The organism is Cedecea colo (genome assembly GCF_011808225.1).
GTDB classification, from domain to species: Bacteria; Pseudomonadota; Gammaproteobacteria; order Enterobacterales; family Enterobacteriaceae; genus Dryocola; species Dryocola colo.
Window position 1 is genome coordinate 187,520 of record NZ_SOYS01000008.1, and the last position, 25,114, is coordinate 212,633.

Consider the following 25,114-nt stretch of genomic DNA (forward strand, 5'->3'; position numbering starts at 1 on the left):
CATATGGCAAAAACGATTGATCTTAATAGCGATTTGGGCGAAAGCTTCGGGCAATGGACGATGGGCGACGACGCCGCAATCCTTAAAATGGTCAGCAGCGCCAACGTGGCCTGCGGATTTCACGCCGGTTCCCCGGCAGGCATCCTTGAAACCCTGAAAGCGGCAAAAGCTCAGGGCGTGACGGTGGGCGCGCATGTCGCTTACCCGGATCTGGTGGGATTTGGCCGCCGCAATATGGACATCGCCAGCGATGAGCTGACCGCCGATGTGATTTACCAGCTTGGCGCGCTGCAAGGTCTGGCCCGTGCGGCGGGTACTCAGGTGCGCTATGTGAAACCTCATGGCGCGCTTTATAACACCATTGCTTATAACGAACGCCAGGCATTAGCGGTAATCGACGGGATTCTGGCGGTTGATCCTCAGCTGCCGCTGGTGGGGCTGGCGGGATCGCCGATACTGGCGCTTGCGCAGCAAAAAGGGTTGAAAACCATTGCTGAAGCTTTTGCCGACCGTGCCTATCACGCTGACGGCACTTTGGTTTCCCGCCGGGAAGCTGGTGCCGTACTGCATGACGCGCAACAGGTGGCGGAACGCATGCTGCAACTGATTACCAGCGGCGGTTTGAAATCCATCGAGGGGGAATTCACTCCGATTCAGGTGGAATCTATTTGCGTACACGGCGATAGCCCCGGCGCGATTGCCATGGCGAGCCAGATTCGCACGCTGCTCGAAGCTCAGGGTATTACCGTCCGTTCTTTTATTTTACAGGCGTAAGGAGCAGCGATGACTATATTAATGAAGGCCAGCCAGCAGGCGATTATTGCCGCACGCGAGGCTCGTCTTGCTATCCGTAATGGTTTTGATAAACCCACTGCGGGAATGGCGCCGGGCATGACCCAGGCGAACATGATTTGTCTGCCGCGCGAATGGGCTTTTGATTTTCTTCTCTATGCGCAGCGCAATCCACAAAGCTGTCCGGTACTGGATGTGATTGAAGCTGGCGGCCACCAAACCGTGCTGGCGGAAGGCGCAGATTTGCGTACCGATATTCCCCGCTATCGTATCTGGCAGCATGGCAAGCTGACAGATGAAATCACCGATGCCCGTGCGCTCTGGCAGCAGCATCCCGATCTGGTCACTTTCTTAATCGGCTGTAGCTTTACCTTTGAAACGCCGCTGCGTGAAGCGGGCATCGACGTGCGCCACATTACCGATGGCAGCAACGTGCCGATGTATAAAACTAATCGTCTCTGTCGCCCTGCCGGTCGCCTGGAGGGTGAGCTGGTCGTTTCTATGCGCCCGATTCCGGCAGACAGAGTAGCGGATGCGGTGATGATTAGCGGACGTTTTCCGGCGGTGCATGGCGCGCCGATTCACGTTGGCGAACCGCATCTGCTGGGCATCAGCGATATTTCATGTCCTGATTTTGGCGATCCGGTGCGCATTGAGCCAGGTGAGATCCCGGTATTCTGGGCATGTGGCGTTACGCCGCAGGCGGCAGTAATGAAATCCGGCGTGCCTTTTGCCATCAGCCATGCGCCGGGCCATATGTTTATTACCGATGTGCCGGACGCTGCCTGGCAGGGAGCGTGAGGTGAGATTTTTAGCCGTAAATCTAGGCAGCTTTCTGGTGGAACTGGCCTCGCTGGACGACACGCTGGCGCTCTTTGATTCGCTTAGCGCCTCTGCGGAACAGGGGATAGAAGAGATAATTCCGGCAGCGCGCACGCTGCTGATCCGCTTTCAGCCTACGCAAACCAGCATGGCGCGGCTCGCCGAACAGATAGCCCGTCGCCCTTTGACGCAGCGAGGCCAACGCGGCGGCCAGCAGGTGACGATCCCGGTGCATTACAACGGCGAAGATCTTCCTGCCGTCGCTGAATTAATGGGGATCGACATTCGGGAGGCTATCCGCCGCCATCAGGAATCAACGTGGAAAGTGGCGTTCACCGGTTTTGCGCCGGGTTTTGCCTATATGGTTGCTGATGATGGAGGCTGGCAGATCCCTCGCCGCAGCACGCCGCGTACCCGCATCCCGGCAGGTTCTGTCGCGCTGGCCGGAGAGTTCAGCGGTATTTATCCGCAGGCCAGCCCCGGCGGCTGGCAGCTTATCGGCCAGACCGACCTGCAAATGTGGGACCTGGCCCGCGAGCAGCCCGCGCTATTGCTGCCGGGCGCTCAGGTGCAGTTTGTTAATGCGGCGGCAGGGACAAAAACTACCTCGCTGCCTGCCCGTACCAGCCCACAAGCACAGCCGGCTACAGAGGGTACGACGCTGAGCGTGCTTGCCACCGGCCTGCAAACGCTGTGGCAGGATGACGGGCGCGCCGGAAAAGCGGCGATGGGCCTGTCGGAATCGGGTGCGATGGACAAAATCGCATTGCACGCCGCGAACCGTATCGTCGGCAATCCTGTTAACTCGCCGTGTCTGGAAACCCTGGGAGGCTTGCGCGCCCGGGCTAACGATGACGTGGTGATTAGCGTTACCGGCGCGCCGTGCCCGATAATCCTGCAAACGTCTGCGGGCGAGCGCTACGCAGTGGAAAACTATCGCCCGCTGAATTTAGCCGCCGGAGATGAAATTCACCTCGGCACGCCGACGCGCGGTTTACGAAGCTATGTGGCGGTGCGAGGCGGGTTTGTGGTCCAGCAAAGTCTTGGCAGCGCAGCTCGCGACAGCCTGGCGCAGGTCGGCCCGGAGCCCCTTAGTGTCGGAGACATTTTGCTGACCGGCGCGCATCAGCGCTGCAATGCCGTGCTTATCAATGAATTACCCGCTATCGGACTCCCCGCAGCGGGCGAAACCGTAACGCTGGACATTATCCTTGGCCCGCGCACGGACTGGTTTACCGAAGAAGCTATCGGGCAACTGATCGCCCAGCCCTGGCTGGTAACGCCGCAGTCCAACCGCATTGGCCTGCGCCTTGCCGGGGAACGGCCGCTGGAACGCAGCCAGCACCAGGAACTGCCGAGCGAAGGCACCTGCAGCGGATCGATTCAGGTTCCCGCAAGCGGTCAGCCGGTGCTGTTTCTGCACGACCATCCCTTAACCGGCGGTTATCCGGTGATTGCCGCAGTTGCTGAATACCACCTTGCTTTGGCCGGGCAAATCCCGCCGGGTGCCTTCATCCGCTTTAACGTCATCCAACCTTTTGTGGAATTAACAGGGAGTACAGCCAGTGGCTACCGCGCAGCATAAAGTCCTGATTGCCAACCGTGGCGAGATTGCCGTTCGTATTATTCGCGCCTGTAGGGATTACGGTGCGCAGGCCGTGGCGGTGTACGCTGACCCGGATGCCGACGCGCTGCACGTGCGCATGGCCGACGAAGCCTGGGCGCTGCCCGGCACAAGCTCTACGGAAACCTATTTAAATATCGATGCGCTGGTGGAGATTGCCCGCCGTAGCGGCGCGACAATGGTGCATCCTGGCTATGGTTTCCTGTCTGAGCGCGCAGAATTTGCTCGTGCGGTACAGGCAGCAGGGCTTATCTGGATTGGGCCGCAGCCGGAAACTATCGAAAAGCTCGGCGACAAAGTGCAGGCGCGTAAAATCGCCATGAAAGTTGGCGCGCCGCTGGTGAAAGGCACGGCCGACCCGGTTAACTGCGCGGAAGATGTGCTGGATTTTGCCGCCATGCATGGTTTGCCGGTAGCGATTAAAGCCGCCTTTGGTGGCGGTGGACGCGGCCTGAAGGTGGCCTGGAAAATGGAGGAAGTGGAGGAGCTTTATCGCTCCGCTACGCGCGAGGCGCTGAGCGCATTTGGCCGCGCTGAATGTTACGTGGAGCAATATCTCGACCGCCCACGCCATATAGAAGCGCAGGTGATTGCTGACAAACATGGCAATGTGGTGGTGCTCGGCACGCGTGATTGTTCCCTTCAGCGCCGTAACCAGAAGCTGGTAGAAGAAGCTCCAGCTCCGTTTATTACCGACTCCCAGCGTGAACAAATCCATACGTCGGCGCGTGAGATCTGCGCTCATGCGGGCTACGTTGGCGCGGGTACAGTTGAATTTTTACTGAGTCGCGACGGCATGCTGTCGTTCCTTGAAGTGAATACTCGCTTGCAGGTGGAACATCCGGTAACCGAAGAGACGACGGGCCTTGATATCGTGGTGGAACAATTACGTATCGCTGAAGGTTTGCCGCTCAGCATTAAGGAAACGCCGGTCCCGCGCGGCCACTCATTTGAATTCCGTATTAACGCCGAAGATGCCGGTAAAGGTTATTTACCTACGCCAGGCAGCATCACGGACTTTCGTGCCCCGAGCGGGCCCGGCGTTCGCCTGGACAGCGGCGTTGAGGCAGGCTCAACCGTTCCCGGCAGCTATGATTCGCTGATGGCAAAACTCATCGTCACCGGCAATACGCGTGAACAGGCTATCGCCCGCGCTCGCCGCGCCCTGCGCGAATTCGAGATTAACGGCGTTGCATCTGTGCTTCCGTTCCATCGGGCAGTCATGGAAGATGCCGATTTCACAGCGGAGTTCGCCGTTCATACTCGCTGGATAGAAACCGACTTCGCCGGACGCATTGAACTCGCGCCTCGCCAGGTGCCGAAGCCGGATGAAGTTTTAACCCGCAGCTGGATTGAACTGGATGGACGCCGGGTTCAGCTTGGCCTGCCAGCCCGTCTGTTTAACGGGGTTGCGCTGACAGGGCCGGATAAAATTACACCGGTAACCCGCGAACCCGCTAATGAAGCAGCAATAGAAGCGCCGATCTCCGGCGTGTTGCATAGCTGGCTGGCGCAAGAGGGTAAAGCCGTCCAGCAGGGAGAAGTTATTGCGGTAATGGAAGCGATGAAAATGGAAGTTCAGATAGTGGCGCATCGCAGCGGAAAGCTTAAACGCCAGGCGGAAACAGGCAGCGCATTTGAGGCTGGAAACCTGCTTGGAGAGATAGGTTAGCGTTAACAGGCGGGCTTATGTCCGCCTTTGTTTGAGGGACTTATGCACACGGAAGTCACTCTTTCTGGCGCAGTTCTCAACGTACGTTATGGTGATAACGGCCCACCGGTCTTGCTACTGCCTGGTCATTCAAACCTGCCGATCAGTCCGATCGCGCATGTTCCTCTAAAAGAGCTAAGGCAAAAGATTGTATTGAGTTGACGAGTCATCCCGGTTTTGAACAGCTTGCGCTTGTAGGACACGACAGAGGAAGTTATACCGCCGACAGGGCGCCCTGGATTATCCGGACAAAGTACACGCCTTGCCTTGCTGGATTCTATTCCAGTACCTGAAGCGCTCAACCGTTGTAATGAGAAGTTTGCCCCACTGGTTCTTCTTTGCTCAGCCAGAAAAGCCAGAGCGGGCTATTCTGGCCGATTCGGACAAAATGGTACGGAGGCCAGCCGGAAACAATGGGCGACGAGGAATATCAGGAATGTCTGCGAGCCATATACGATCCGGCAACGGTACACGAGATGATTGAAGATTACCGCGCTGGTTTGTCTATCGATAAAACGCACGAGTTTCACGATCGTCAGTTCGGACGAATAATTGAATGCCCAACGCCGTTGCTGATGGTCAAAATATGACGACCCTGAAGATATATACGGCGACATACATCTGAAAAAGCTGGGCGCCTGACGTTTGAGGCAAACCAATCAATAGCGGTCACCATATGGCCGAAGAAGCACCAGAAGAGGTAGCCGCTGCACTTCAGCGAGTTCTGTTACAGCGCAGTTAGTATAGACAGGCCTCTTGTGTGCAAATGACTGACCGAATAATAACGGCTAAGCCCCTGTAAACACAGCGAAATACAGCACGCTCTTCGCTCACAGCCGCCTGTCACCTTTAATTGCGCTCTACTGTAGAAAAGCAGCGGTCAAATTGCGACTACGACACATAAAGATCTTAATACATCCCCGTCTTTTAGCATTTGTTATAACGCTATAACAACCATGCTTATATCTTAGACCCGGATCATCCGCCCCCGATCGGCCTTCAAATAGAGCTGGAGATCGTATACTCAGCTGCGTGGAAGCTATTTTATGATCTACTGCTCCATGCTTTTGGGGTGGGGCAGGTTAAACTCGGTTACGCGCAATATGGCTCCAGTACTGTCAACTTCCTTTCCCTTATGAATATGGGCTTCGGGCTGGCAATTGTTGCGCAATGCGTATCCGCTTTAAGTTTGATAACGCGACGTATATGCCCGTATAAAAGAAGCAATCCTTAACTAGCCAGATATAGATAATTTTCCGTAAAGATAACGAGAACCAGGCATTTCGCCTGCTCAAACGGATAATCTTGCCTCGTAGCGTGTTCTGACCCGGCCCGGATTAACGCGAGCGGTTCAGAAACGCAACCTTTGGCGGGCCGTTATTATTTCCTTGAAATTGCTACAAAAAAATATGGCCTCTCCGCCACCGTAACCAAACAAAAAGTTTTCTTATGGCGTTATTTCAAACAAAAGGTTTGAGTTATTGTGTGACCGCGCTCCCTTTCTGCTCATTTTTTGATTGCTCTCCCGTACGCATTGCCGCTATACAATACAAAAAGTTTGTTTATCTAACTAAATTTTAGGTCGATATGGAAAGCATTCAAGCGAATTTAGACTTTATCATTCCGATGATGGAAGGGATTGCCGGGCAGTTTGGTGAAAACTGCGAGGTCGTACTGCACGATCATTCTCAGGGGCTGGAAAGCAGCATTATCGCCATCATTAATGGCCACGTGACCGGACGCAAGGTGGGCGATCCAAGCAGTAACCTGGGGCTGGAAGTTTTACGCGGCAGCGATGTAAACGGCGATCGGCACAACTACTTTACCAAAACACGGGAAGGTAAAACGCTGCGTTCTACCTCGGTCTATCTGCGCAACAGCAGTAAACAGGTGATTGGCGCGCTGTGCATTAACCTTGATATCAGTGAGATTTTGCAGGCTGAAAAAATGCTGAACAAAATGTCTGGTCGCCTGAATAACGCGCCTACGCTCGCAAAGGAAGTGAACGAAGTTTTTGTTAAAGACGTAAATGAGCTGCTCGACTATTTGATTGCTGAATGCATGACATTAATTGATGTACCGGTCAGTAATATGACCCGGCAGGACAAACTTAACGCAATTAAATTTTTCGATGACAAGGGAGTATTTCTTATCAAAAAATCCGGGGAAAGGATTTGCGAATTTCTTAACATCTCAAAATATACCCTCTATGCCTATCTGGGCGAATTAAGAGGGGAGAACCCGTCTATCGACGGCTAACCGTCAGGAGGAAACATGCTGACCACACCTTATGTCGCGCTGGATATGGATATCATGGAGAAAAATATTAACACCATGACGTCCGGCCTGGCTCGCAACGGAATTCAACACTGGCCGCATATCAAGACGCATAAATCCGTGCGTCTGGCAAAGCTGGAACAACAGCTGGGCGCGAGCGGCATCACCTGCGCCAAGCTTGCAGAGGCTGAAGTAATGGCCGCTGGCGGAATCGACGCTATCCTGCTGGCCTATCCGCTCATTGGCGAAGACAAATGCCGACGCTACGCGGAGCTGGCCCGCAAAATAACGGTTCGCACCATCGTTGATAGCCTCCCTGGTGCTGAGGGGCTTTCACGAGAGGCGGTGAAAAACGGCCTGATATTCGATATTGATATCGCTATTGACTACGGCGCTCACCGAGAAGGCATTCAGCCTGATGAACTGTTGGATTTCGCTCATAAGGTGGCGGCGCTTCCCGGGCTGCGCGTTAACGGCGTCTTTACGTACGCTGGCACCATTTACCAGTACCATACCGAGCAGGATATCCGTCGGGCGGCACGTCAGGAAGCGGAACTGTTAATAAATAGCCGGGACCGACTTAATGCTAATGGCTTTGAAATTACTAACTTATCCGGCGGCTCGACGCTTTCGTCCTGGTATGCTGAAGAATTACAGGGCATCACGGAATCCCGAGCCGGCAACTTTATTTTTGGCGATATGAACGCTATCAACGGCGGTATTTATACAGCGGAAAACTGTGCGCTGACTATTTGTGCGACGGTCGTCAGCATTCCTCTTCCCGGCTACGCCACCGTCGATGCAGGCACAAAATCGTTAACCTCTGACCTTTCTGCAACGCCACATTCTTATGGAATGATTCAGGAGTACCCGGAAATAGAGCTGGTAAAGCTAAACGAAGAACATGGTTATTTACGTTATGACCCACAAAAGTTTTCGCTGACCATTGGCGAACAGATCCACATTATTCCCAATCATTGCTGTGTTGTCGCTAACCTGGTTGATGAAATATATGCTTTCCGCAATGGAGAATATAGCGAAACCATTACTATCGACGCACGTGGCAAGAGTTTTTAATTAGCCGGAATTACTACTATGAATGATATTCCATTAACTGCCGATGAACGGCAGGAGCTGGTCACGCTTCTTTGTAGCCTGATACAGTATCCGTCGGAAAATCCGCCGGGAAATGAAAATAGGGTCGCGCTATATATCGCGGACTTATTACGTCGCGAAGGCATTGAGACCGAGATGCAGGAAGTGGCGCCGGGCAGACCAAATGTCATCGCGCGTCTACAGGGACGCCAGCCGGGCAAACGGCTTATTTTGAATGGACACACTGATGTGGTCCCCTGTGGCGCGGGATGGTCGGTTGAGCCATTCGCTGCGACGATCGATGGCGATCGCATCATTGGTCGCGGCGCGGCCGATATGAAGTCCGGCGTTGCGGCGATGATCTATGCCGCACTGCTGATTAAGCGTCGCCAGTATGCGTTTAACGGTGAAATCACTCTGCTTTTTAATGTTGATGAGGAACGTGTCAATCTCGGCATGGAACATTACGTTGCCCAGGGCGTTGAGGCGGATTATGCCATCATCGGCGAGCCGACGTCGCTGGAGGTGTGCGTAGCGCATAAAGGGGTCAGCCGCACCCGGCTTACCACCCACGGCACGGCGGGCCATGCGGCTAAAACCCGTCATCCCGATAGCGCGATTGATAAAATGGCCCAGCTGCTGCCAGAGCTACTGCAGGAGTGCCGGCGGGTAAAACAGCAGCACCATCCGCTGTTGGGTAACGCATCAATGCTGGTGACAACCATCAACGGCGGCAGCGCGCCGAACGTTGTGCCGCAGTCGTGCACTATTGAAATTGACCGCCGGGTGCTGCCGGGTGAAGAACGCTGCGACATCAACGATAGTCTACAAACGGCGCTGGCGGAGGCCGGGCTGAACGCGCAGCAGGATTATTCTTTGGAGAATTACCTGTTTATTCCCGCCTCCTCTATTGACGAGTCGCATCCGCTCGTGGAGGCGGCCTGCCAGTCGGTGGAAGCGATGACCGGCGCGGCGCGTAAGACGATTTTTGACGCCACCTGTGAGGCGCCGTTCTTCTCGGTGCGCTGTAATATCCCGACCATTATTATGGGGCCAGGGGATTTAGCGCAGGCCCACGTCAAAGATGAATTTGTCCGAATTGAAGAGTTACATCATGCCGCGCAAATTTATGCTTCACTGGCATTAACCTTGCTGAAATAAACTATCAGGAAAAATGTAATGAAAATCGAAGCTCGATTAGCAGAGCTGGGTATTATGCTCAGCGAGCCTGGCACACCAAAATTTTCATATATACCGATAAAACAGATCGGTAATATATTATATACCTCTGGCAACGACTGCAGGCTTAATGGTGAATTGATCTATCAGGGAAGCCTGGGCGCGGAGTTATCGCTCGAACAAGGAAAAGAGGCCGCGCGGCAGTGCATCATTAATATTCTTTCGTCCCTGAAAGAGCATCTTGGCGATTTGGACCGCATTGTCGGTTGCGTCAAAATGCTGGGATTCGTCCAGAGCGTGAATGAATTTAAAGAGCAGCCGCTGGTTATTAACAGCGCTTCCGACTTGCTTATAGATATATTTGGCGAGATCGGCAAACACGCGCGCTCCGCCATTGGGACGAATGCCTTACCCTTTGATACACCTGTAGAAATTGAATTAATTATCGAAGTAAACGCTTAATTTTATTGCTACCTCCGGAATTAACCATCCGGGCTTCTGTCACGCCATTATTTCAGTGAAATAGTGGCGTATATAACCTTTCAAAAGGATAATATATGTCCAGTCAAGCAAGCTCTCGCCTGAAGCGTTTGCAAATTATGGCATTATTGTTTTTGCTCGTGGCGGGTATTATTAATTTTCTCGACAGAACATCTCTTTCCATTGCTAATACCACTATTCGTGAGGAGATGGGATTATCGGCGACGGAAATGGGGCTTTTGTTGTCGGTATTTTCCTTCGGCTATGCGCTTTGCCAGCTTCCTATTGGGATGGTGATGGAGCGATTCGGCGTAAAGAAAGTTTACGGATTCGGCATTTTCCTCTGGTCCATAGCCCAGACAGCGCTAGGGTTTGTCGGCTCATTTAGCCAGATGATTGTCGCACGTGTCGTTTTAGGGATCGGGGAAGCGCCTCATCTGCCTACCGGCGTTAAGGTCGTCAATGACTGGTATAACATTCGCAAACGCGGCGTACCAATGGGCATTGTTAACATGTCATCCACGCTGGCTCAGGCCCTGGCACCGCCGTTGCTGATTGCCATGATGCTGGCTTTTGGCTGGAGGATGATGTTCATCATCATTGGCGTAAGCGGGATTGTGCTTTCCATTCTGTGGTTTGTTTTCTACCGTAATCGCGAAAACGCCGGGCTGTCGGCGGAAGATATCCAATATCTTGAAGAGGAGACGCCCCCTTCCAGCAATGCCAAAGTGTCGTTGAAAGACTGGGCGGGTTTATTTAAACAAAAATCGATGTGGGGAATGATCGTTGGTTTTAACGGTGTAGGTTACATGGTCTGGCTGTTCCTGACCTGGCTACCTTCATACCTCGAAATGTCCCGCGGTTTAAGCCTGCAAAAAACGGGTTGGGTAGCAGCGATTCCCTTCCTCTTCGGCGCAGCGGGTATGCTGGTAAATGGCATCGTGGCCGATTGGGTAATGAAGCGCGGCGCGGATAAAATGAAGAGCCGGAAATGGATGATCTGTCTGGGACTGCTGTGCGCCGCAGGTTTTACGCTACCGGCAGCCTATACAGAAAGCACCTTTATGGCCGTTGCCTGCATCAGTATGGCGCTTTTCTCCATCCATTTTGCAGGCACCTCGGCCTGGGGCCTAATTCTGGTATCAGTTCCTTCCAGACTCATCACTTCCGTGAGCGGTATCCAGAATTTCGGCGGCTTTATAGGCGGCTCATTCGCGCCGATCGTTACCGGCATGATCCTCGATAACACGGGTTCCTTTACCCTCGCGCTGGTGGCCTCTTCAGTCATCGCCTTTATGGCTTCACTGGTTTATTTCTTTATGGTTAACAAACCAATTGTCGACCCTTCAGCAGCAGAGTGATGATAAAAAGGGGGCATCGCCCCCTGATATCACGATCTTTAAGCAATGTTCTAACACTGTAGTAGCGCGATATATAAAGACTTATTTCCTGTTGGGCTTCGTTTTTACCCGGATAACCATTTGCGGGAACCCTACCAGGCCACAAAAACCTCAAGATGCCTCTACAGACAAATCACTGAATACAGTCAATAGCAGAGATATACTTGCGTTCCTGGCCGGAGATTGTACTCAGATATTATAAAAAACGAGTTTTCACACAGCCCAGGCACAAAGCCGCCTATCAGATCGGCTATGAGCCAGTACAAATAATTAAATTAAAATATTCTCGCCTGGGGCATTTCAGTGAACGCCCCAGCGGCTTAGCTTAAAAATTTTATCCCTTGCTTTGCTAAATGTTTCTGGGGTTGAACAAAAGTTTGCTTACCACATCAAATCATCAGGCACGACAAAATCGGCGTACGGATCGTCTTCGTCCTTCGCTTCCTGGCTAAGCTCGCAGTTTAAGACAATGCTGCTCGCATCACGCTGTGCGATTTTATCGGCTACGCTGGCGGGGATAATTGCGTATTCACCTTCAGCGTTGTTATCCGTAACCAGACGGGCAATCGCCAGACGACCGTTAATCAACTGCGATTGCGTCGGCTTATCCACATATATTTTTTTAATGAGATTATTATCGGTGAAGTTATAGCCAATATCGCCATGAGAAATAACGATCCTGTTCATTTCAATCAGCTGTTTTACCTGAGCTTTATATTCCCTGGCTAAGGCAGCCTGCTTTTGTTGTTCACTTAACTGTTTATCGCGTTCGATTTGCGCTTTTTTATTGGCTTCCACCGCTTCTCTCGCCTCACGAGCCTGAACGCGTGACTTTTTAGCTGTTTTTTGCACCTTAGCCATCTTTTTACTGCTGACTAATCCAGCTTTGAGCATCTGCTCTTGTAACGTTAGTTTTGTCATGTTTTTTAAGGCCGATTAAATAGTTCACAGGATTATACCTGTAACATCCGAGGCTGTGCCAGATTGTGCGGGCCGGGCTTGCAGGATTTACGACACTGAAACGGAACCTGGCGTGCCCTTGTCGCATTGCGTATCGTACAGCAAGATGGTAAGACGCTCTCCTCTCTGGCAACCCATACTTGCTTGCCGAGCTGGCTCAGTACAGAAGCAGCGTCGATTTCCCCTTTCGGTTGCTGCCGATATTGATATTCCTCTTTCTCCTCCTGTCACTCTGCAGCCATGTCCTTGATGATGAATGGGCATTTTTGAAGTTCAAACATTGCCTTAAATCAACTTTTGATCATTTTTTTAACAAGGCTCCGCAAATTTTAACCTCTTCGATATAAACGTCCGTTTTTGTGTTGGTTCTGGTTCATTTTCCTGGGGTTGCAGTGCTATTCGCTATTAACATTTAGTGGAAAATTCTTATTACTTATTAAGTTTAAGCTTAAAGATTGGTAAGTTTGATCTATTGCCGATCATTATTCTATTATCGCGTGTAAATAACTGTAGTGTGAAAAGTGTGCACAGCGATAAACCGAGGGATGATGAGATGGCTGACAGTTTCCAGAATGAAGTGCCGAAGGCACGTATTAATCTAAAACTTGACCTGCATACGGGTGGAGCAAGCAAGAAAACCGAACTCCCCCTGAAATTACTTATTGCGGGCGATCTCAGTAATGGCCAGGAGTCCGCACCATTATCAGAGCGTAAAAAAGTTAATCTGAACAAAAATAATTTTGACTCAGTGCTTTCTGAATATTCCCCAAAAGTAAATCTTACCGTTAAAAATACCCTTGCTGGTGACGGTAGCGAAGACAATATCAGTCTGGCATTCCGGAGCATGAAGGACTTCACCCCTGAGCAGGTCTCCCGGCAAATACCCCAGCTGAAGGCCATGCTTTCCATGCGTAATTTGCTTCGTGATTTAAAGGCAAACCTGCTGGATAACCAGGCTTTCCGAAAAGAGCTGGAAAAAATTCTGCTGGACCCGGCATTAAGCGCAGAACTCAGAGCCGAACTCTCAGCCCTGGCACCTAAACAGCCTTAACCCTCTCGAAGTCATAACGGATTAATTAAGGAATGCTCATGTCTGTACAAAATAAAAATACTGCGGGTGGCGAAAACGTTGTTCTGGAACGTCCTTCAGCGGGCGGGGTTTATGCGTCTCTGTTTGAAAAAATCAATCTGAACCCGGTTTCTGAGCTGAGTGCGCTGGATATCTGGCAGGATGCGCAGGCGATGTCGGATGCGACCGCGGATGAACGTTTAACGGCCGGAATGCAGGTGTTTCTCGAATGCCTGACAAAATCTGGCTCTAAAGTCGAAAAGCTCGACAAAAATCTGATTGATCACCATATCGCTGAGCTGGATCACCAGATCAGCCGTCAGCTTGATGCAGTCATGCATCATGAGGCCTTTCAGGCGGTAGAAAGTCTGTGGCGCGGCGTGAAATCGCTGGTTGATAAAACCGATTTTCGCCAGAACGTGAAAGTTGAACTGCTGGATATATCTAAAGAAGACCTGCGTCAGGACTTTGAAGACAGCCCGGAAATCATCCAGAGTGGTCTGTATAAACACACATATATTGATGAGTATGACACACCGGGTGGCGAGCCGATTGCGGCGCTGATTTCTGCCTGGGAGTTTGATGCATCTGCGCAGGATGTGGCGCTGCTGCGCAATATTTCGAAAGTATCCGCCGCAGCGCACATGCCGTTTATCGGTTCAGCGGGCCCGAAATTTTTCCTCAAGGACTCAATGGAGGATGTCGCGGCCATCAAGGATATCGGTAACTACTTCGACCGTGCAGAGTACATCAAGTGGAAATCGTTCCGCGAGACGGATGATGCCCGCTATATCGGCCTGGTGATGCCGCGTGTACTGGGCCGCCTGCCGTATGGTCCGGACACCGTACCTGTTCGTAGCTTCAACTACGTGGAAGAGGTGAAAGGCCCGGATCACGACAAATACCTGTGGACCAACGCCTCGTTTGCTTTTGCGTCCAACATGGTGCGCAGCTTCATCAACAACGGCTGGTGTGTACAAATCCGTGGCCCGCAGGCCGGTGGTGCCGTGCAGGACCTGCCTATTCATCTGTACGATCTGGGCACCGGCAATCAGGTCAAGATCCCGTCAGAAGTGATGATCCCGGAAACCCGCGAATTTGAGTTTGCGAACCTGGGTTTTATCCCCTTGTCCTACTACAAAAATCGCGACTACAGCTGCTTCTTCTCGGCAAACTCCACGCAGAAACCGGCCCTGTATGACACTGCGGATGCGACGGCCAACAGCCGCATCAATGCCCGTCTGCCGTACATTTTCCTGCTGTCGCGTATTGCCCACTACCTGAAGCTTATACAGCGCGAAAATATCGGGACTACCAAAGATCGTCGTCTGCTGGAGCTTGAGCTGAACACCTGGGTGCGCAGCCTGGTCACGGAAATGACCGATCCGGGCGATGAGCTGCAGGCCTCGCATCCGCTACGTGATGCCAAAGTGGTGGTGGAGGACATCGAGGATAACCCGGGCTTCTTCCGCGTGAAGCTCTACGCCGTGCCGCACTTCCAGGTGGAAGGCATGGATGTCAACCTGTCGCTGGTTTCCCGGATGCCGAAGGCCAAATCGTAAGGTGAGAGGAAATCAGGGATGAAAATTTACCGCCCGCTTTGGGAGGACGGGGCCGCTCTGGCCCCGCAACAGTTCCAGCAGCAGGCCCGCTGGAGTGAGCACGTTGCCGACATGGTCGCCCGGATGGGTATTTCTCATCCCTGGGGCGTGGTTGCGGCAGAATTTGATGATGCCGCACTGGCGCTCACGCGCCTGAATGCCATCCGTCTGGTGGTGCGCTTTCAGGATGGTACCCTTGTTGATACAGACCTGGCAGACACACTTCCTCCTGTCTGTGATTTGTCTGTGGCTGCCGGCAGTGAAGCTGTTGATGTGGTTGTCGCACTGCCGCTGCTGAGCGTGAGTGGCGGCAATCTCGATAACGGACAGGACAGCGAGCGCCCGCGTCGCTGGAAAGCTGAGCGTGTGGCGGTGCAGGAGCTGGCCGGGCATGAAAGCGGTGAACTTGCCATTTTGCGTCACGCCGTGACGCTGCGCCTGTCCACGCAGGAAAATACCGCGTACCTGACCTGCCCGGTGGCCCGCCTGGTGCTTAGTGCACAGGGGCAGTGGAGCCGTGACCCGGTCTTTATCCCGCCGATGCTGTCTGTTGCTGCGAGCCCGCGGCTGACCACTGAACTGGGTGACCTGCTGGTCCGTCTGCAGGCCCGTCGCCGTCGCCTGATGGCCATGCGCCGTGAAAGCAATGAGAGGATGGCCGACTTTGCCGTCGCGGATGTGTCCCTGTTCTGGCTGCTCAATGCCCTGAACAGTGCGGAGCCGGTGCTGGCAGAGCTGCTGCAGACGCCTCATCGTCACCCGGAACTGCTGTACCGCGAGCTGACCCGTCTGGCTGGTAGTCTGCTGACCTTCTCACTGGAGCACGACGCAGGCGATATTCCTGCTTATCAGCACGATGCACCGGAGCGGGTATTCCCGCCGTTGCTGGCACTGCTCGATAAGCTGCTGGAAGCGAGCCTGCCGTCACGGGTGGTGAGTATCCATCTGGAGCATCAGGATCAGATCTGGAAAGGGGCCCTGCACGATGCGCGTCTGCGCGAAGGGGCGGACTTCTACCTCTCCGTACGCTCCTCCATGCCGAACCATGAGCTTCAGACGAAATTCCCGCAGCTGTGTAAAGCGGGCAGCTTTGATGATGTTTCGGATGTGGTGAATGTGGCCCTGAGCGGGATGCTTATCAAGCCTCTGACGCATGTTCCGGCCGCTATCCCGTTGCGTCTTGAGAACCAGTATTTCTCGCTGGATCTGAGTACTGAGGCGGCACGCGCGATGCTGGAGATGGGCAGTTGCACCTTCTATACCCCGCGCTCACTGGGGGATGTGAAACTTGAACTCTTTGCGGTGCTGCGTACATGAATAAATCCGAACTCAGCCAGACAGAACGTATCTTCTACCCGGGCTGGCTGATGGCCAGCCAGCTGCGGGGTGGTCAGGAAGTCCGTGACGGGGAAGGGCTCTACCGCCGGGCCTGCCGCCTGGTGCAGGAGGCGAAAGCTGCGCTCACGGAGGCAGGTTACAGCGACATCAGCCGTGACCATATGGTGTATGCCCTGTGTGCACTGCTTGATGAAAGCGTGATGAACCGGGGAACCACCGATGATGGCTACCTGACCTGGCGCCGTGACCCGCTGCAGGCACATTTCTTTGGCACCCTCAATGCCGGTGAGGAGCTGTGGGAACGTATCCGCAACCTGCTGAAAGAGACAGCACCGGACATTGCGGTGCTGACCTGCATGTACCGTACCCTGCAGCTGGGATTTGTCGGCCAGTACCGGGCGCAAGATGATGAGCGTCGTGAAGACATTGTTCGCGCACTCTCGGAACGGGTACCGGCCTTTACGCTTGCTCAGGACGCCCCCATCGTTGCCCGGGTATCACGCCTGCGCAGCGGTCGTCGCTGGTACTGGCTGACCTGGGTTGTGGCCGCCGTTGCCCTGGCGGCGCTCTGGTTCTTCCTTTCGTCTTCGCTTACCGGGCTGGTAAGCCAGACCGTCAGGCCGGGGTAAGCGATGCGGGATGCTTACCGAAGTCTGTTAACTGCCCTGGGTGCCGTACTGGCGCTGTGGCTCATCCTCGGATTCTGGCCACTGTCCACGGGCAGCCGTGTGGCACTCAGCCTGCTGGTTGTTCTGGTGTCCGGGGTGATGTTCTGGCGTCAGCGTCGGGCTTTTCAGGCGCGGGTGACCGCTGTCCGGGATATTGTGGATGAAAACCTGCCGCCGGAAGATTTTCAGGGGGCGGTTACCCTCGTCTGCGGTGACAACGCACCACTGTTTGTGTCCGGAACCCGTCACCGGGAAACCCGGCAGGGCTGGTATCTGTGGGTGAAGGATGCGGAACAGCTGCCACTCCTGGTACAGCATCTGAGCCTGGTGCGCCCGGCCCTGGTGTCGCAAATCTCCGTCATGCTGGCGGCAGTGCCTGAACAGCATACATCCGGTGATGATTTTACCCAGTCCCTGCGGGGCTGGCAGCGTGCTGTCGTCCAGTGCCGTACGGCATTCGGCACTCTCCCCCCGCTGTGGACCGTGACCTGGGTATCGCCGCCTGCGGCCTGCGCGAAGGCAGAGCCCGTCTGGTTTACCACGGTAAGCCAGCGGAGCGGTATTCAGGTGTATCAGTCCGGTCAGGGCAATGTGTCACTGATGGAGTGGACCCGGGAGTCCGGACCAGACGGACGTCTTTCGTGTCTGAGTCAGGGCCTGTGGCTGGACAGTCTGCTTGCCTGGCAGAACAGCGCGGTGACTGACCTGCTGTCGGTACGCCAGGGAGAATTGCCTGTGATGAAACCCTGCATGCAGGGGATGTGCATGGTCCCAGTGAGCGGTATCGCGGGCAATCTCTGGCAACAGCACATCACCGCCGTGACGGCATTGCCACCGGATGCGGCCTTGACCACCGAGCCACTGCCGCTGCCTGAACTGCTGCTGACGGCGCTGCCGCGCCAACGGGGCGTCAGCCGCAGGATGGTGTTCTGGCGTTACGCCGGGTTGCTGGGCGGGATTTTTCTGGCCCTAGCCATGCTGGCGTCCTGGATGAACAACCAGCGTCTCATCCGTAATGTGGGCGATCACCTTGCGTTATATCACCAACTGACGGGGAAGCCTGTGGCACCGAAACTGCGCGCACAGCAGCGCCTCAGAGCCGATGGCGCATTGCTGGACGACTGGGCGCGTCGCGGGGAGCCACTGCGTTATCGCCTGGGTCTGTATCAGGGACTGCGCCTGGTGCCGCCCGTTGAGGCTGCCGTCAGTGACTGGGCTCCTCCGCCACCGCCGCCGGTTATCAAAAAGATTATCCAGGGACCGAAAACCATTCGCCTCGACAGCATGTCGCTGTTCGATTCCGGCAAATCCGTGCTGAAGGCTGGCTCCACCAAAATGCTGGTGAACTCACTGGTTGGTATCAAGGCGAAGCCAGGCTGGCTGATTGTGGTGAGTGGGCATACCGATAACACCGGTAACCCGAAACTGAATCAGACGCTATCACTCAGGCGTGCCGAAGCGGTACGTGACTGGATGCGTGATACCGGTGATGTACCGGAAAGCTGTTTTGCGGTGCAGGGCTATGGCGAGAGCCGTCCGATCGCAACCAATGACACCCCGGATGGGCGTGCGCTCAACCGCCGTGTCGAAATCAGTCTGGTACCGCAGGCCAATGCCTGTCAGATACCGGGCCACACCCAGGCGTCATCGCAGGATGATGGCGCATCACAACACAATGGAGAGTAATTCCATGGCAATTCCTGTTTATCTTTGGCTGAAAGACGACGGCGGCGCGGACATTAAAGGTTCTGTGGACGTGCAGGATCGTGAAGGCAGCATCGAAGTGGTCGCTCAGGAGCATAACCTGTACATCCCGACTGACAACAACACCGGCAAGCTGACCGGTACCCGTATCCACACTCCGTTCCTGTTCACCAAGGAAATCGACTCGTCCAGCCCGTACCTGTACAAGGCTGTGACCACCGGTCAGACCCTCAAGTCTGCGGAATTCAGGTGGTACAAAATCAACGACGCGGGCCAGGAAGTGGAGTACTTCAACACCAAACTGGAAAACGTGAAAGTGGTGAAAGTGAATCCTGAAATGTATGACATCAAGGATCCTTCTAAAGAGAAGCACAACCATCTTGAGCGCATTGAACTGCGTTACGAAAAAATCACCTGGACCTACAAAGACGGCAACATCATTCATTCCGATTCCTGGAACGAACGCGCCACCGCGTAAGCCCCCTGGCGGACAGTCTTCTCTGTCCGCTTTTTCGTTTTTGCTGAATGTCTGCCCGCGCGGGCGTTGAGCAAAGAAATTCACAATCTGCCAGCCCGACCGTATGCGCTTTGGTCCCCTTCACGGGAAACAGCGATGGGCGGTAGCGTGTCCAGGAACCGACAAAGAGAGAGATTCATGGAAAATCCAGCCATCCTGTTGCGACGTCTGAACCCTTACTGTGCCCGTGCGATGGAAGGGGCGGCTTTGCTCTGCCAGACCCGTGTCCATGCGGAAATTTTGCCGGAGCACTGGCTGCTGAAGCTGCTCGAACAGGGGGAAGGAGACCTGACGGTGCTGGCACGCCGTTACGAGTGGGATATGGATTCGCTGTGGCAGGATTTGCTGGGCTGGCTGGACAAGCAGCCGCGTTCGGTACGCCATCGTCCGCAGCTGTCGGACACCATTCAGACGCTGATGCAGGAAGCCTGGCTGATTGCCTCGCTTAATGGTGAAGCGCAAATTCGCAGTGTCCATTTGCTGATGACGCTGGTTGATAAACAGAACCTGGTGCGTTGCGACGGTCTGTGGTCACTGCTGACCCTGGGGCAGAGTCAGCTGGAACGTCTGCGTCCGCTGCTCGATGCACAATCGGATGAACGTCCGGACGTGCAGCAGGAAGCCGAACTGGCGCAGAGCCACGGTGGGGAGATGGAATTTGTTGGCCGTCCGGTTGGTGCAGAGCTGAAAGAGGGCGAACTGACCCCGGCGCTACAGAACGCGCTGGATAAATTCACACTGGATGTCACTGCCAGGGCCAAAGAAGGCAAGATTGACCCGGTGTTCGGTCGTGATACCGAAATTCGCCAGATGGTGGACATTCTCTCCCGTCGTCGCAAGAACAACCCAATTCTGGTCGGTGAGCCGGGTGTCGGTAAAACGGCACTGGTCGAAGGCCTGGCGCTGCGTATTGCCGAGGGCAACGTACCTGAATCCCTCAAGCCGGTAATCCTGCGCACCCTTGACCTCGGCCTGTTGCAGGCGGGCGCAGGCGTGAAAGGTGAATTTGAACAGCGCCTGAAAAACGTCATCGATGCGGTGCAGCAGTCACCAGTGCCGGTTCTGCTGTTTATCGACGAAGCCCACACCATCATCGGTGCGGGCAACCAGGCGGGTGGCGCGGATGCGGCTAACCTGCTGAAACCCGCTCTGGCACGTGGCGAACTGCGCACCATCGCCGCGACGACCTGGTCTGAATACAAACAGTATTTTGAGCGCGATGCGGCGCTGGAGCGCCGCTTCCAGATGGTGAAAGTTGACGAGCCGGATGATGACACGGCCTGCCTGATGCTCCGTGGCCTGAAATCCCGCTACGCCGAACACCATAACGTGCATATCACTGACGATGCGGTACGTGCCGCCGTCGCGCTCTCCCGTCGCTACCTGACAGGTCGTCAACTGCCGGACAAAGCGGTTGACCTGCTGGATACCGCCGCCGCGCGCGTGCGTATGAGCCTCGACACGGTGCCTGAACAAATTGTGCGCCTGAAAGCGCAGCTGACCGCACTGGCGCTGGAAGAGCAGGCGCTGCTGGAAGATATCGCTGCCGGCAGCAATCGTCATGGTGACCGCCTGGGTGCCATTGAGCAGCAGCGGACTGAACTGGAAGCGCGAATTCAGGAACAGGAAGCGCGTTTCAGCAATGAAAAGGCGCTGGCACAGCAACTGATGGCCAGCCGCCAGGATATCAGTCAGCAGGCTGATATTTCCGACCTGCAACAGCAGCTGGAGCAGGCGCAGCAGGGCGACGTGCTGGTTCAGGTGGATGTGGACATCCGCACGGTTGCCAACGTGATTGCCGACTGGACCGGCGTGCCGCTCTCCTCCCTGATGAAAGACGAGCAGACGGAACTGCTGACGCTGGAAAATGAAATCGGCAGACGCGTCGTCGGGCAGGATGTGGCGCTTGAGGCTATCGCCCGGCGCCTGCGTGCGGCAAAAACCGGGCTGACGTCCGAGAACGGCCCGCAGGGCGTGTTCCTGCTGGTCGGCCCGAGCGGCACGGGGAAAACCGAAACCGCGCTGGCGCTGGCCGATGCGCTGTACAGCGGTGAGAAGTCACTCATCACTATCAACCTGTCCGAGTATCAGGAGCCGCACACGGTTTCCCAGCTGAAAGGCTCGCCGCCGGGTTACGTCGGTTACGGCCAGGGTGGCATTCTGACTGAAGCCGTGCGCAAGCGCCCGTACAGCGTTGTTCTGCTGGATGAAGTGGAGAAGGCGCACCGCGACGTCATGAACCTGTTCTACCAGGTCTTTGACCGTGGCTTTATGCGTGACGGCGAAGGGCGTGAAATTGACTTCCGCAACACCGTCATACTGATGACCTCCAACCTCGGCAGTGACCACCAGATGCAGCTGCTCGATGAGCAGCCGGAAGCGACAGAAGGTGATTTGCAGGAACTGCTGCGCCCGATACTGCGCGACCACTTCCAGCCCGCGCTGCTCGCCCGCTTCCAGACGGTGATTTATCGTCCGCTGAGTGAGCCCGCCATGCGCACCATCGTGGAAATGAAGCTCGCACAGGTCAGCAAGCGCTTACATCGTCACTACGGTCTGAGCACGCATATTGATGAGAGTCTGTATGACGCGCTGACCGCCGCCTGCCTGCTGCCGGATACCGGCGCACGCAACGTCGACAGCCTGCTCAATCAACAAATTCTGCCGGTGCTGAGTCAGCAACTGCTGACCCACATGGCCGCGAAACAGAAACCGCAGTCGCTGACGCTCGGCTGGAGTGAGGAAGAAGGGATTGAGCTGGAGTTTAAACATGGCTGAAGAAACTCAGGATCAGTTCAGAATTAAAGAAGGTGGTGTCAGACCACTTACCTCCGGTGAGATACAGCTTGCACAATCTGTTTTCTTATCCACTATCGATTACCCAACAGTCTGGATCCACAGAGAGAGTTATCTCCCTTTTAATCTACAAGATAAGAATACGGCTATGACTCCAAACGGGGAAATCTATTTTCGTGACCAATACTGCGACGATTTCTCCCAAACAACTGACGATCTTCAACATATGTTCATCCATGAAATGGGGCATGTCTGGCAACGAATGAAAGGGATGAATGTCATCTTCAGAGGACTGGTGAGCTGGATGGTGAGCTATCACTATATACTTGATGGTCGTCTCTTAAGTGAATATTCGATGGAGCAACAGGCACAGATTATTGCAGATAATTTTACGTTGCAAACGCAGGGATATGAGATATGGCATCGATTATGGGGAGGTAAATATCCAACTATTACTCTGGATGGTGATACTACTGAATCAGTAATACGTGAACAATACAAAATTGCATTACGGGGGTTCCCATGGTGAAAGTGTTTGGTTTTCATATGTTTTGGCCTGTTGTTTTTTCTGGTCTGTGCCTGGTGATTTTAACCGGATGCCCAGGTCCGGGAGATAGGTTTATCCCCCACGAAACCACTTCTGTTAGTAAACAGGGAAAAAACTTATGTTTTAACGTTATAGATGCTCAGGATTACCAACCTGCTGACATAGGGATAAATCCGCGCGGAACGCCTTCGAAGGAGAAGGACTTTAATTTTTCCCCTGACCTTACGATCGTTGATGGAAAGTTATGTATTCCTCCTTCTTTTTATCACTTCCCTGATAGTGGGAGGTTTATTGTTGAATATATATTGGTTTCAAAGAAACATGATGATGAACCACGTAAGTTCGTTGTTGGTGTGGGAATAAATAATGGGCAGGTTTACAATTTCCCGTTGACTGACCGTGAAATTGCAAGGCCGTATGGTTCAATTCAGGTGCCAGAATAGCAAGTGTAATAAGTGTCCGTATTTAAAGTTTTTCTTGTAAATATATAATTTACTCTTCTATTTCCTGACATCGGGGTGGCTAACCGAGTGAAAATTTTCATCTTCTTTCTGTTCATTATCGTTGGTGTTCTATTTCTTCCTGATGCTTTTATTTACGCGTTTGTTAAGCGTTTTATTCCCATCAGAAGCCGGTTATTCCTGATTATGACTGGAGCATATTCGGGGTCAGAGTCATTTAGATGGGTTGCTGAGTAATCCATGGAGTCATTCGATGGCACATAGATATTTACCATATATTCAAAACCAAGTCCTTGAGTTAGCTGATCCTTCGCGCGTTTTAACTCGTAAAGAAAATCGCGAAGAATTTGAAAGTAGTATGGATTTGGCTGCGAAGTCTGGAAGTTGTGACCAAAATGAATTACAGCGTAATAGAATATTTGTAGAGCTGCAAAATATGATTCCAGTTACTCTAAATCTAACATTGAGCGAAGTTCCTGGGAAAAATGCCCTTGCACGCTATGCGAACGTAACGGAGGAAGAGGTTGAAATTTCTAAATAAATTTTTCTCAACCATTATTGCGATTATTTTTTTATCTGGTTGTGGTGATCATACTGATCAAACATTATCTCCGCCAAAAGATGCTCATTGGATAACTGTAAAAATTAAAGTGCCTGAAGGGGTAACGCTTCAGCCAATGCAGGTTATGTATCGTTCAGATTCTTGTAACGATACTAGCAATAATTCAAGCGGTGAGCCCTATGATATTAAAGGGATTAATGGGTTTAAGCAGAATTTCACTCAACAGGGTCGAAGTGATTTTTGGCAAACTAAAATTGCTGTTGACGGCGGTGGTTCCTGCCAGTGGAGCCTTAATTCAATTAAAGTGAGCTTTAGCATAAATGACTCCAATCCATTGGTTAAAAGTAAAAAAAATCTGAGTGCGAATTATATTTTTGATTTTGATAATTATGGCTTTAGCGATGGGTATGGGACAGGGCCTGCCAGAGAATTCAGCGGTAATTTAGATATAGCAACGAATTTTTATCCAATGGTGGTTATTAATGATCTATTCAATACACAGTATGTTAAATTGTATGGCGGAAATGTGAAGTCTAAAGAGTGGGGGCGAAGGTATAAAGTTCGTGACATAAATGAAATTAAATTAGAGCCTATTGTGCACTTGGATAAATCACTGGCTCTCAATAGTGCGAAGGGGAAGTCCACTGGCATGGAAATAACTTATCCTGACGGAAGTGTTGGCCCATTAAACGAAACGGAGCCTGATTATGATAAATTACTTTCAATAAAATGAGTTTATGCGAACTATGAAATATATCATTGGAATGTGCTTGATTGTTTCTTTTAGTATTATGGCGTTGGCAGGATTGTTAATTTGGCTGCTTCTTTCTATTTATTCAAAGGGGAAAGAAAAGCACAGGAATGACGAAAATAAAGATTGGGCGTTTTGGATTTTCTCGGTCATCACGTGTTTAGCGTCATTTATCTTATTTTTGTTATATTGGTCACTCCCTGCTCTTATTAATATAAATTCTTACGGGCATTAATGTCTGTCAAGGGACCATCATGACTAAAGATGTTGTTTTACTTGGTGACAAAACCTCTCACGGTGGAAAAGTAATTTCTGCTTCTGCAAATTTTACAGTTAACGGTATCAAGGTTGCTCTTGTTGGCGATATGGTCAGTTGTCCGGTAGATGGGCATGGAACTAATCCTATCGTGGAAGGATCACCGCACCGGACATTTAACGGTCGGGCTGTTGTCGTCGATGGCTGCAAATGTCAGTGCGGTTGTACTGTAATTTCAAGTGCTCAGAACAGCACCGTAGGATAATCAATGGGCTGGGAAAGGACGAAAGCAACAACGATGGAGTTGCCTCCTGAACCATCTTTTACGGGATGGCTGTTGGCTGGTGCTGTTGCCGCGGTTGTGGGTATTTTGCTGTTTATTCTGTATGCGTCAGGCATGGTTAAGGCACTGGCTGCATTCAATATCTGGTGGCTGGCATCCAGCCCGATTCTTGGCTGGTTTTTCCTGTTTTGTTTGCGGGGGTGGCTGTGGGGCAGAACCGT

The 25,114-nt window shown here is 53.0% G+C and carries 23 protein-coding genes and 1 pseudogene; 23 read left to right on the plus strand and 1 reads right to left on the minus strand.

What is annotated here, in order from left to right:
- Positions 1 to 3 precede the first annotated feature (3 nt).
- From E2L00_RS16635 to E2L00_RS16680, 10 genes are all read left to right on the plus strand, one after another.
- Positions 4 to 774 carry a LamB/YcsF family protein gene (locus E2L00_RS16635; protein ID WP_167613603.1) on the plus strand — a complete coding sequence of 257 codons (771 nt, stop codon included), beginning with the start codon at positions 4 to 6 and terminating at the stop codon, positions 772 to 774.
- 9 nt (positions 775 to 783) lie between these two features.
- Positions 784 to 1,593, plus strand: a complete 810-nt coding sequence (locus tag E2L00_RS16640) for a putative hydro-lyase (RefSeq protein WP_167613605.1) — start codon at positions 784 to 786, stop codon at positions 1,591 to 1,593.
- Between the two features lies 1 nt (position 1,594).
- A complete protein-coding gene (locus E2L00_RS16645) occupies positions 1,595 to 3,199 on the plus strand; it encodes a 5-oxoprolinase/urea amidolyase family protein (RefSeq protein WP_167613607.1) in 1,605 nt (534 codons plus the stop codon).
- The gene (locus E2L00_RS16650; RefSeq protein ID WP_167613609.1) at positions 3,180 to 4,910 is read left to right on the plus strand and encodes an ATP-binding protein; all 1,731 of its coding nucleotides are present in this window, start codon (positions 3,180 to 3,182) and stop codon (positions 4,908 to 4,910) included. Before E2L00_RS16645 ends, E2L00_RS16650 begins: the two co-directional genes overlap by 20 nt.
- Positions 4,911 to 5,287: 377 nt before the next feature.
- Complete coding sequence (locus E2L00_RS21715) at positions 5,288 to 5,539, plus strand: hypothetical protein (protein ID WP_236127766.1); 252 nt, start codon at positions 5,288 to 5,290, stop codon at positions 5,537 to 5,539.
- 997 nt (positions 5,540 to 6,536) lie between these two features.
- Positions 6,537 to 7,208: a helix-turn-helix transcriptional regulator gene (locus E2L00_RS16660; protein WP_167613611.1), complete on the plus strand. Its 672-nt coding sequence runs from the start codon at positions 6,537 to 6,539 to the stop codon at positions 7,206 to 7,208.
- Positions 7,209 to 7,223: 15 nt separating this feature from the next.
- Positions 7,224 to 8,303 carry an alanine racemase gene (locus E2L00_RS16665; protein ID WP_167613613.1) on the plus strand — a complete coding sequence of 360 codons (1,080 nt, stop codon included), beginning with the start codon at positions 7,224 to 7,226 and terminating at the stop codon, positions 8,301 to 8,303.
- Positions 8,304 to 8,321: 18 nt separating this feature from the next.
- Complete coding sequence (locus tag E2L00_RS16670) at positions 8,322 to 9,482, plus strand: M20 family metallopeptidase (RefSeq protein ID WP_167613615.1); 1,161 nt, start codon at positions 8,322 to 8,324, stop codon at positions 9,480 to 9,482.
- Between the two features lie 18 nt (positions 9,483 to 9,500).
- Positions 9,501 to 9,962 (plus strand): RidA family protein, encoded by a 462-nt coding sequence (locus E2L00_RS16675; protein WP_167613617.1) that lies wholly within the window; start codon positions 9,501 to 9,503, stop codon positions 9,960 to 9,962.
- A gap of 95 nt (positions 9,963 to 10,057) precedes the next feature.
- Positions 10,058 to 11,341 carry an MFS transporter gene (locus E2L00_RS16680; RefSeq protein WP_167613619.1) on the plus strand — a complete coding sequence of 428 codons (1,284 nt, stop codon included), beginning with the start codon at positions 10,058 to 10,060 and terminating at the stop codon, positions 11,339 to 11,341.
- A 420-nt stretch (positions 11,342 to 11,761) separates the two neighbouring features.
- Here the strand turns inward: E2L00_RS16680 and E2L00_RS16685 are convergent, their stop codons facing one another.
- Positions 11,762 to 12,301, minus strand: coding sequence for a DUF2058 domain-containing protein (locus E2L00_RS16685; protein ID WP_167613621.1), 540 nt, complete (start codon positions 12,299 to 12,301; stop codon positions 11,762 to 11,764).
- Between the two features lie 592 nt (positions 12,302 to 12,893).
- Here E2L00_RS16685 and tssB point away from each other — a divergent pair.
- The 13 genes and pseudogenes from tssB to E2L00_RS21725 form a co-directional block, all read left to right on the plus strand.
- Positions 12,894 to 13,391, plus strand: a complete 498-nt coding sequence (gene tssB, locus E2L00_RS16690) for a type VI secretion system contractile sheath small subunit (protein ID WP_167613624.1) — start codon at positions 12,894 to 12,896, stop codon at positions 13,389 to 13,391.
- A 32-nt stretch (positions 13,392 to 13,423) separates the two neighbouring features.
- A complete protein-coding gene (gene tssC / locus E2L00_RS16695) occupies positions 13,424 to 14,971 on the plus strand; it encodes a type VI secretion system contractile sheath large subunit (protein ID WP_167613626.1) in 1,548 nt (515 codons plus the stop codon).
- Between the two features lie 18 nt (positions 14,972 to 14,989).
- The gene (tssK, locus tag E2L00_RS16700) at positions 14,990 to 16,327 is read left to right on the plus strand and encodes a type VI secretion system baseplate subunit TssK (protein ID WP_167613628.1); all 1,338 of its coding nucleotides are present in this window, start codon (positions 14,990 to 14,992) and stop codon (positions 16,325 to 16,327) included.
- Positions 16,324 to 16,977, plus strand: coding sequence for a type VI secretion system protein TssL, short form (tssL, locus tag E2L00_RS16705; protein ID WP_167613630.1), 654 nt, complete (start codon positions 16,324 to 16,326; stop codon positions 16,975 to 16,977). The genes tssK and tssL overlap by 4 nt, the downstream gene beginning before the upstream one ends.
- A 3-nt stretch (positions 16,978 to 16,980) precedes the next feature.
- A complete protein-coding gene (locus E2L00_RS16710) occupies positions 16,981 to 18,702 on the plus strand; it encodes an OmpA family protein (protein WP_201279461.1) in 1,722 nt (573 codons plus the stop codon).
- A gap of 4 nt (positions 18,703 to 18,706) precedes the next feature.
- Positions 18,707 to 19,198, plus strand: a complete 492-nt coding sequence (hcp, locus tag E2L00_RS16715) for a type VI secretion system effector Hcp (RefSeq protein ID WP_033758542.1) — start codon at positions 18,707 to 18,709, stop codon at positions 19,196 to 19,198.
- 177 nt (positions 19,199 to 19,375) lie between these two features.
- The gene (tssH, locus tag E2L00_RS16720; protein WP_167613632.1) at positions 19,376 to 22,015 is read left to right on the plus strand and encodes a type VI secretion system ATPase TssH; all 2,640 of its coding nucleotides are present in this window, start codon (positions 19,376 to 19,378) and stop codon (positions 22,013 to 22,015) included.
- Complete coding sequence (locus tag E2L00_RS16725; protein ID WP_167613634.1) at positions 22,008 to 22,562, plus strand: type IV secretion protein Rhs; 555 nt, start codon at positions 22,008 to 22,010, stop codon at positions 22,560 to 22,562. The genes tssH and E2L00_RS16725 overlap by 8 nt, the downstream gene beginning before the upstream one ends.
- Before the next feature lie 17 nt (positions 22,563 to 22,579).
- Positions 22,580 to 23,023 (plus strand): putative T6SS immunity periplasmic lipoprotein, encoded by a 444-nt coding sequence (locus E2L00_RS16730; protein ID WP_201279473.1) that lies wholly within the window; start codon positions 22,580 to 22,582, stop codon positions 23,021 to 23,023.
- Between the two features lie 271 nt (positions 23,024 to 23,294).
- Positions 23,295 to 23,582: a hypothetical protein gene (locus tag E2L00_RS16735; protein ID WP_167613636.1), complete on the plus strand. Its 288-nt coding sequence runs from the start codon at positions 23,295 to 23,297 to the stop codon at positions 23,580 to 23,582.
- A complete protein-coding gene (locus E2L00_RS21720) occupies positions 23,566 to 24,336 on the plus strand; it encodes a hypothetical protein (protein ID WP_236127768.1) in 771 nt (256 codons plus the stop codon). Before E2L00_RS16735 ends, E2L00_RS21720 begins: the two co-directional genes overlap by 17 nt.
- 272 nt (positions 24,337 to 24,608) lie before the next feature.
- Positions 24,609 to 24,875: a PAAR domain-containing protein gene (locus E2L00_RS16745; protein WP_167613638.1), complete on the plus strand. Its 267-nt coding sequence runs from the start codon at positions 24,609 to 24,611 to the stop codon at positions 24,873 to 24,875.
- A gap of 3 nt (positions 24,876 to 24,878) precedes the next feature.
- Positions 24,879 to 25,114: pseudogene (locus tag E2L00_RS21725) on the plus strand (hypothetical protein); the annotation flags it as partial.

What these genes read in the sequence shown, in the direction of transcription:
- E2L00_RS16635 (WP_167613603.1), top strand. Translation starts at nt 4, where the DNA reads ATGGCAAAAACGATTGATCTTAATAGCGATTTGGGCGAAAGCTTCGGG.
- E2L00_RS16640 (WP_167613605.1), top strand. Translation starts at nt 784, where the DNA reads ATGACTATATTAATGAAGGCCAGCCAGCAGGCGATTATTGCCGCACGC.
- E2L00_RS16660 (WP_167613611.1), top strand. Translation starts at nt 6,537, where the DNA reads ATGGAAAGCATTCAAGCGAATTTAGACTTTATCATTCCGATGATGGAA.
- E2L00_RS16665 (WP_167613613.1), top strand. Translation starts at nt 7,224, where the DNA reads ATGCTGACCACACCTTATGTCGCGCTGGATATGGATATCATGGAGAAA.
- E2L00_RS16670 (WP_167613615.1), top strand. Translation starts at nt 8,322, where the DNA reads ATGAATGATATTCCATTAACTGCCGATGAACGGCAGGAGCTGGTCACG.
- E2L00_RS16675 (WP_167613617.1), top strand. Translation starts at nt 9,501, where the DNA reads ATGAAAATCGAAGCTCGATTAGCAGAGCTGGGTATTATGCTCAGCGAG.
- E2L00_RS16680 (WP_167613619.1), top strand. Translation starts at nt 10,058, where the DNA reads ATGTCCAGTCAAGCAAGCTCTCGCCTGAAGCGTTTGCAAATTATGGCA.
- E2L00_RS16685 (WP_167613621.1), bottom strand. Translation starts at nt 12,301, where the DNA reads ATGACAAAACTAACGTTACAAGAGCAGATGCTCAAAGCTGGATTAGTC.
- tssB (WP_167613624.1), top strand. Translation starts at nt 12,894, where the DNA reads ATGGCTGACAGTTTCCAGAATGAAGTGCCGAAGGCACGTATTAATCTA.
- tssC (WP_167613626.1), top strand. Translation starts at nt 13,424, where the DNA reads ATGCTCATGTCTGTACAAAATAAAAATACTGCGGGTGGCGAAAACGTT.
- tssK (WP_167613628.1), top strand. Translation starts at nt 14,990, where the DNA reads ATGAAAATTTACCGCCCGCTTTGGGAGGACGGGGCCGCTCTGGCCCCG.
- tssL (WP_167613630.1), top strand. Translation starts at nt 16,324, where the DNA reads ATGAATAAATCCGAACTCAGCCAGACAGAACGTATCTTCTACCCGGGC.
- E2L00_RS16710 (WP_201279461.1), top strand. Translation starts at nt 16,981, where the DNA reads ATGCGGGATGCTTACCGAAGTCTGTTAACTGCCCTGGGTGCCGTACTG.
- hcp (WP_033758542.1), top strand. Translation starts at nt 18,707, where the DNA reads ATGGCAATTCCTGTTTATCTTTGGCTGAAAGACGACGGCGGCGCGGAC.
- tssH (WP_167613632.1), top strand. Translation starts at nt 19,376, where the DNA reads ATGGAAAATCCAGCCATCCTGTTGCGACGTCTGAACCCTTACTGTGCC.
- E2L00_RS16725 (WP_167613634.1), top strand. Translation starts at nt 22,008, where the DNA reads ATGGCTGAAGAAACTCAGGATCAGTTCAGAATTAAAGAAGGTGGTGTC.
- E2L00_RS16730 (WP_201279473.1), top strand. Translation starts at nt 22,580, where the DNA reads ATGTTTTGGCCTGTTGTTTTTTCTGGTCTGTGCCTGGTGATTTTAACC.
- E2L00_RS16735 (WP_167613636.1), top strand. Translation starts at nt 23,295, where the DNA reads ATGGCACATAGATATTTACCATATATTCAAAACCAAGTCCTTGAGTTA.
- E2L00_RS16745 (WP_167613638.1), top strand. Translation starts at nt 24,609, where the DNA reads ATGACTAAAGATGTTGTTTTACTTGGTGACAAAACCTCTCACGGTGGA.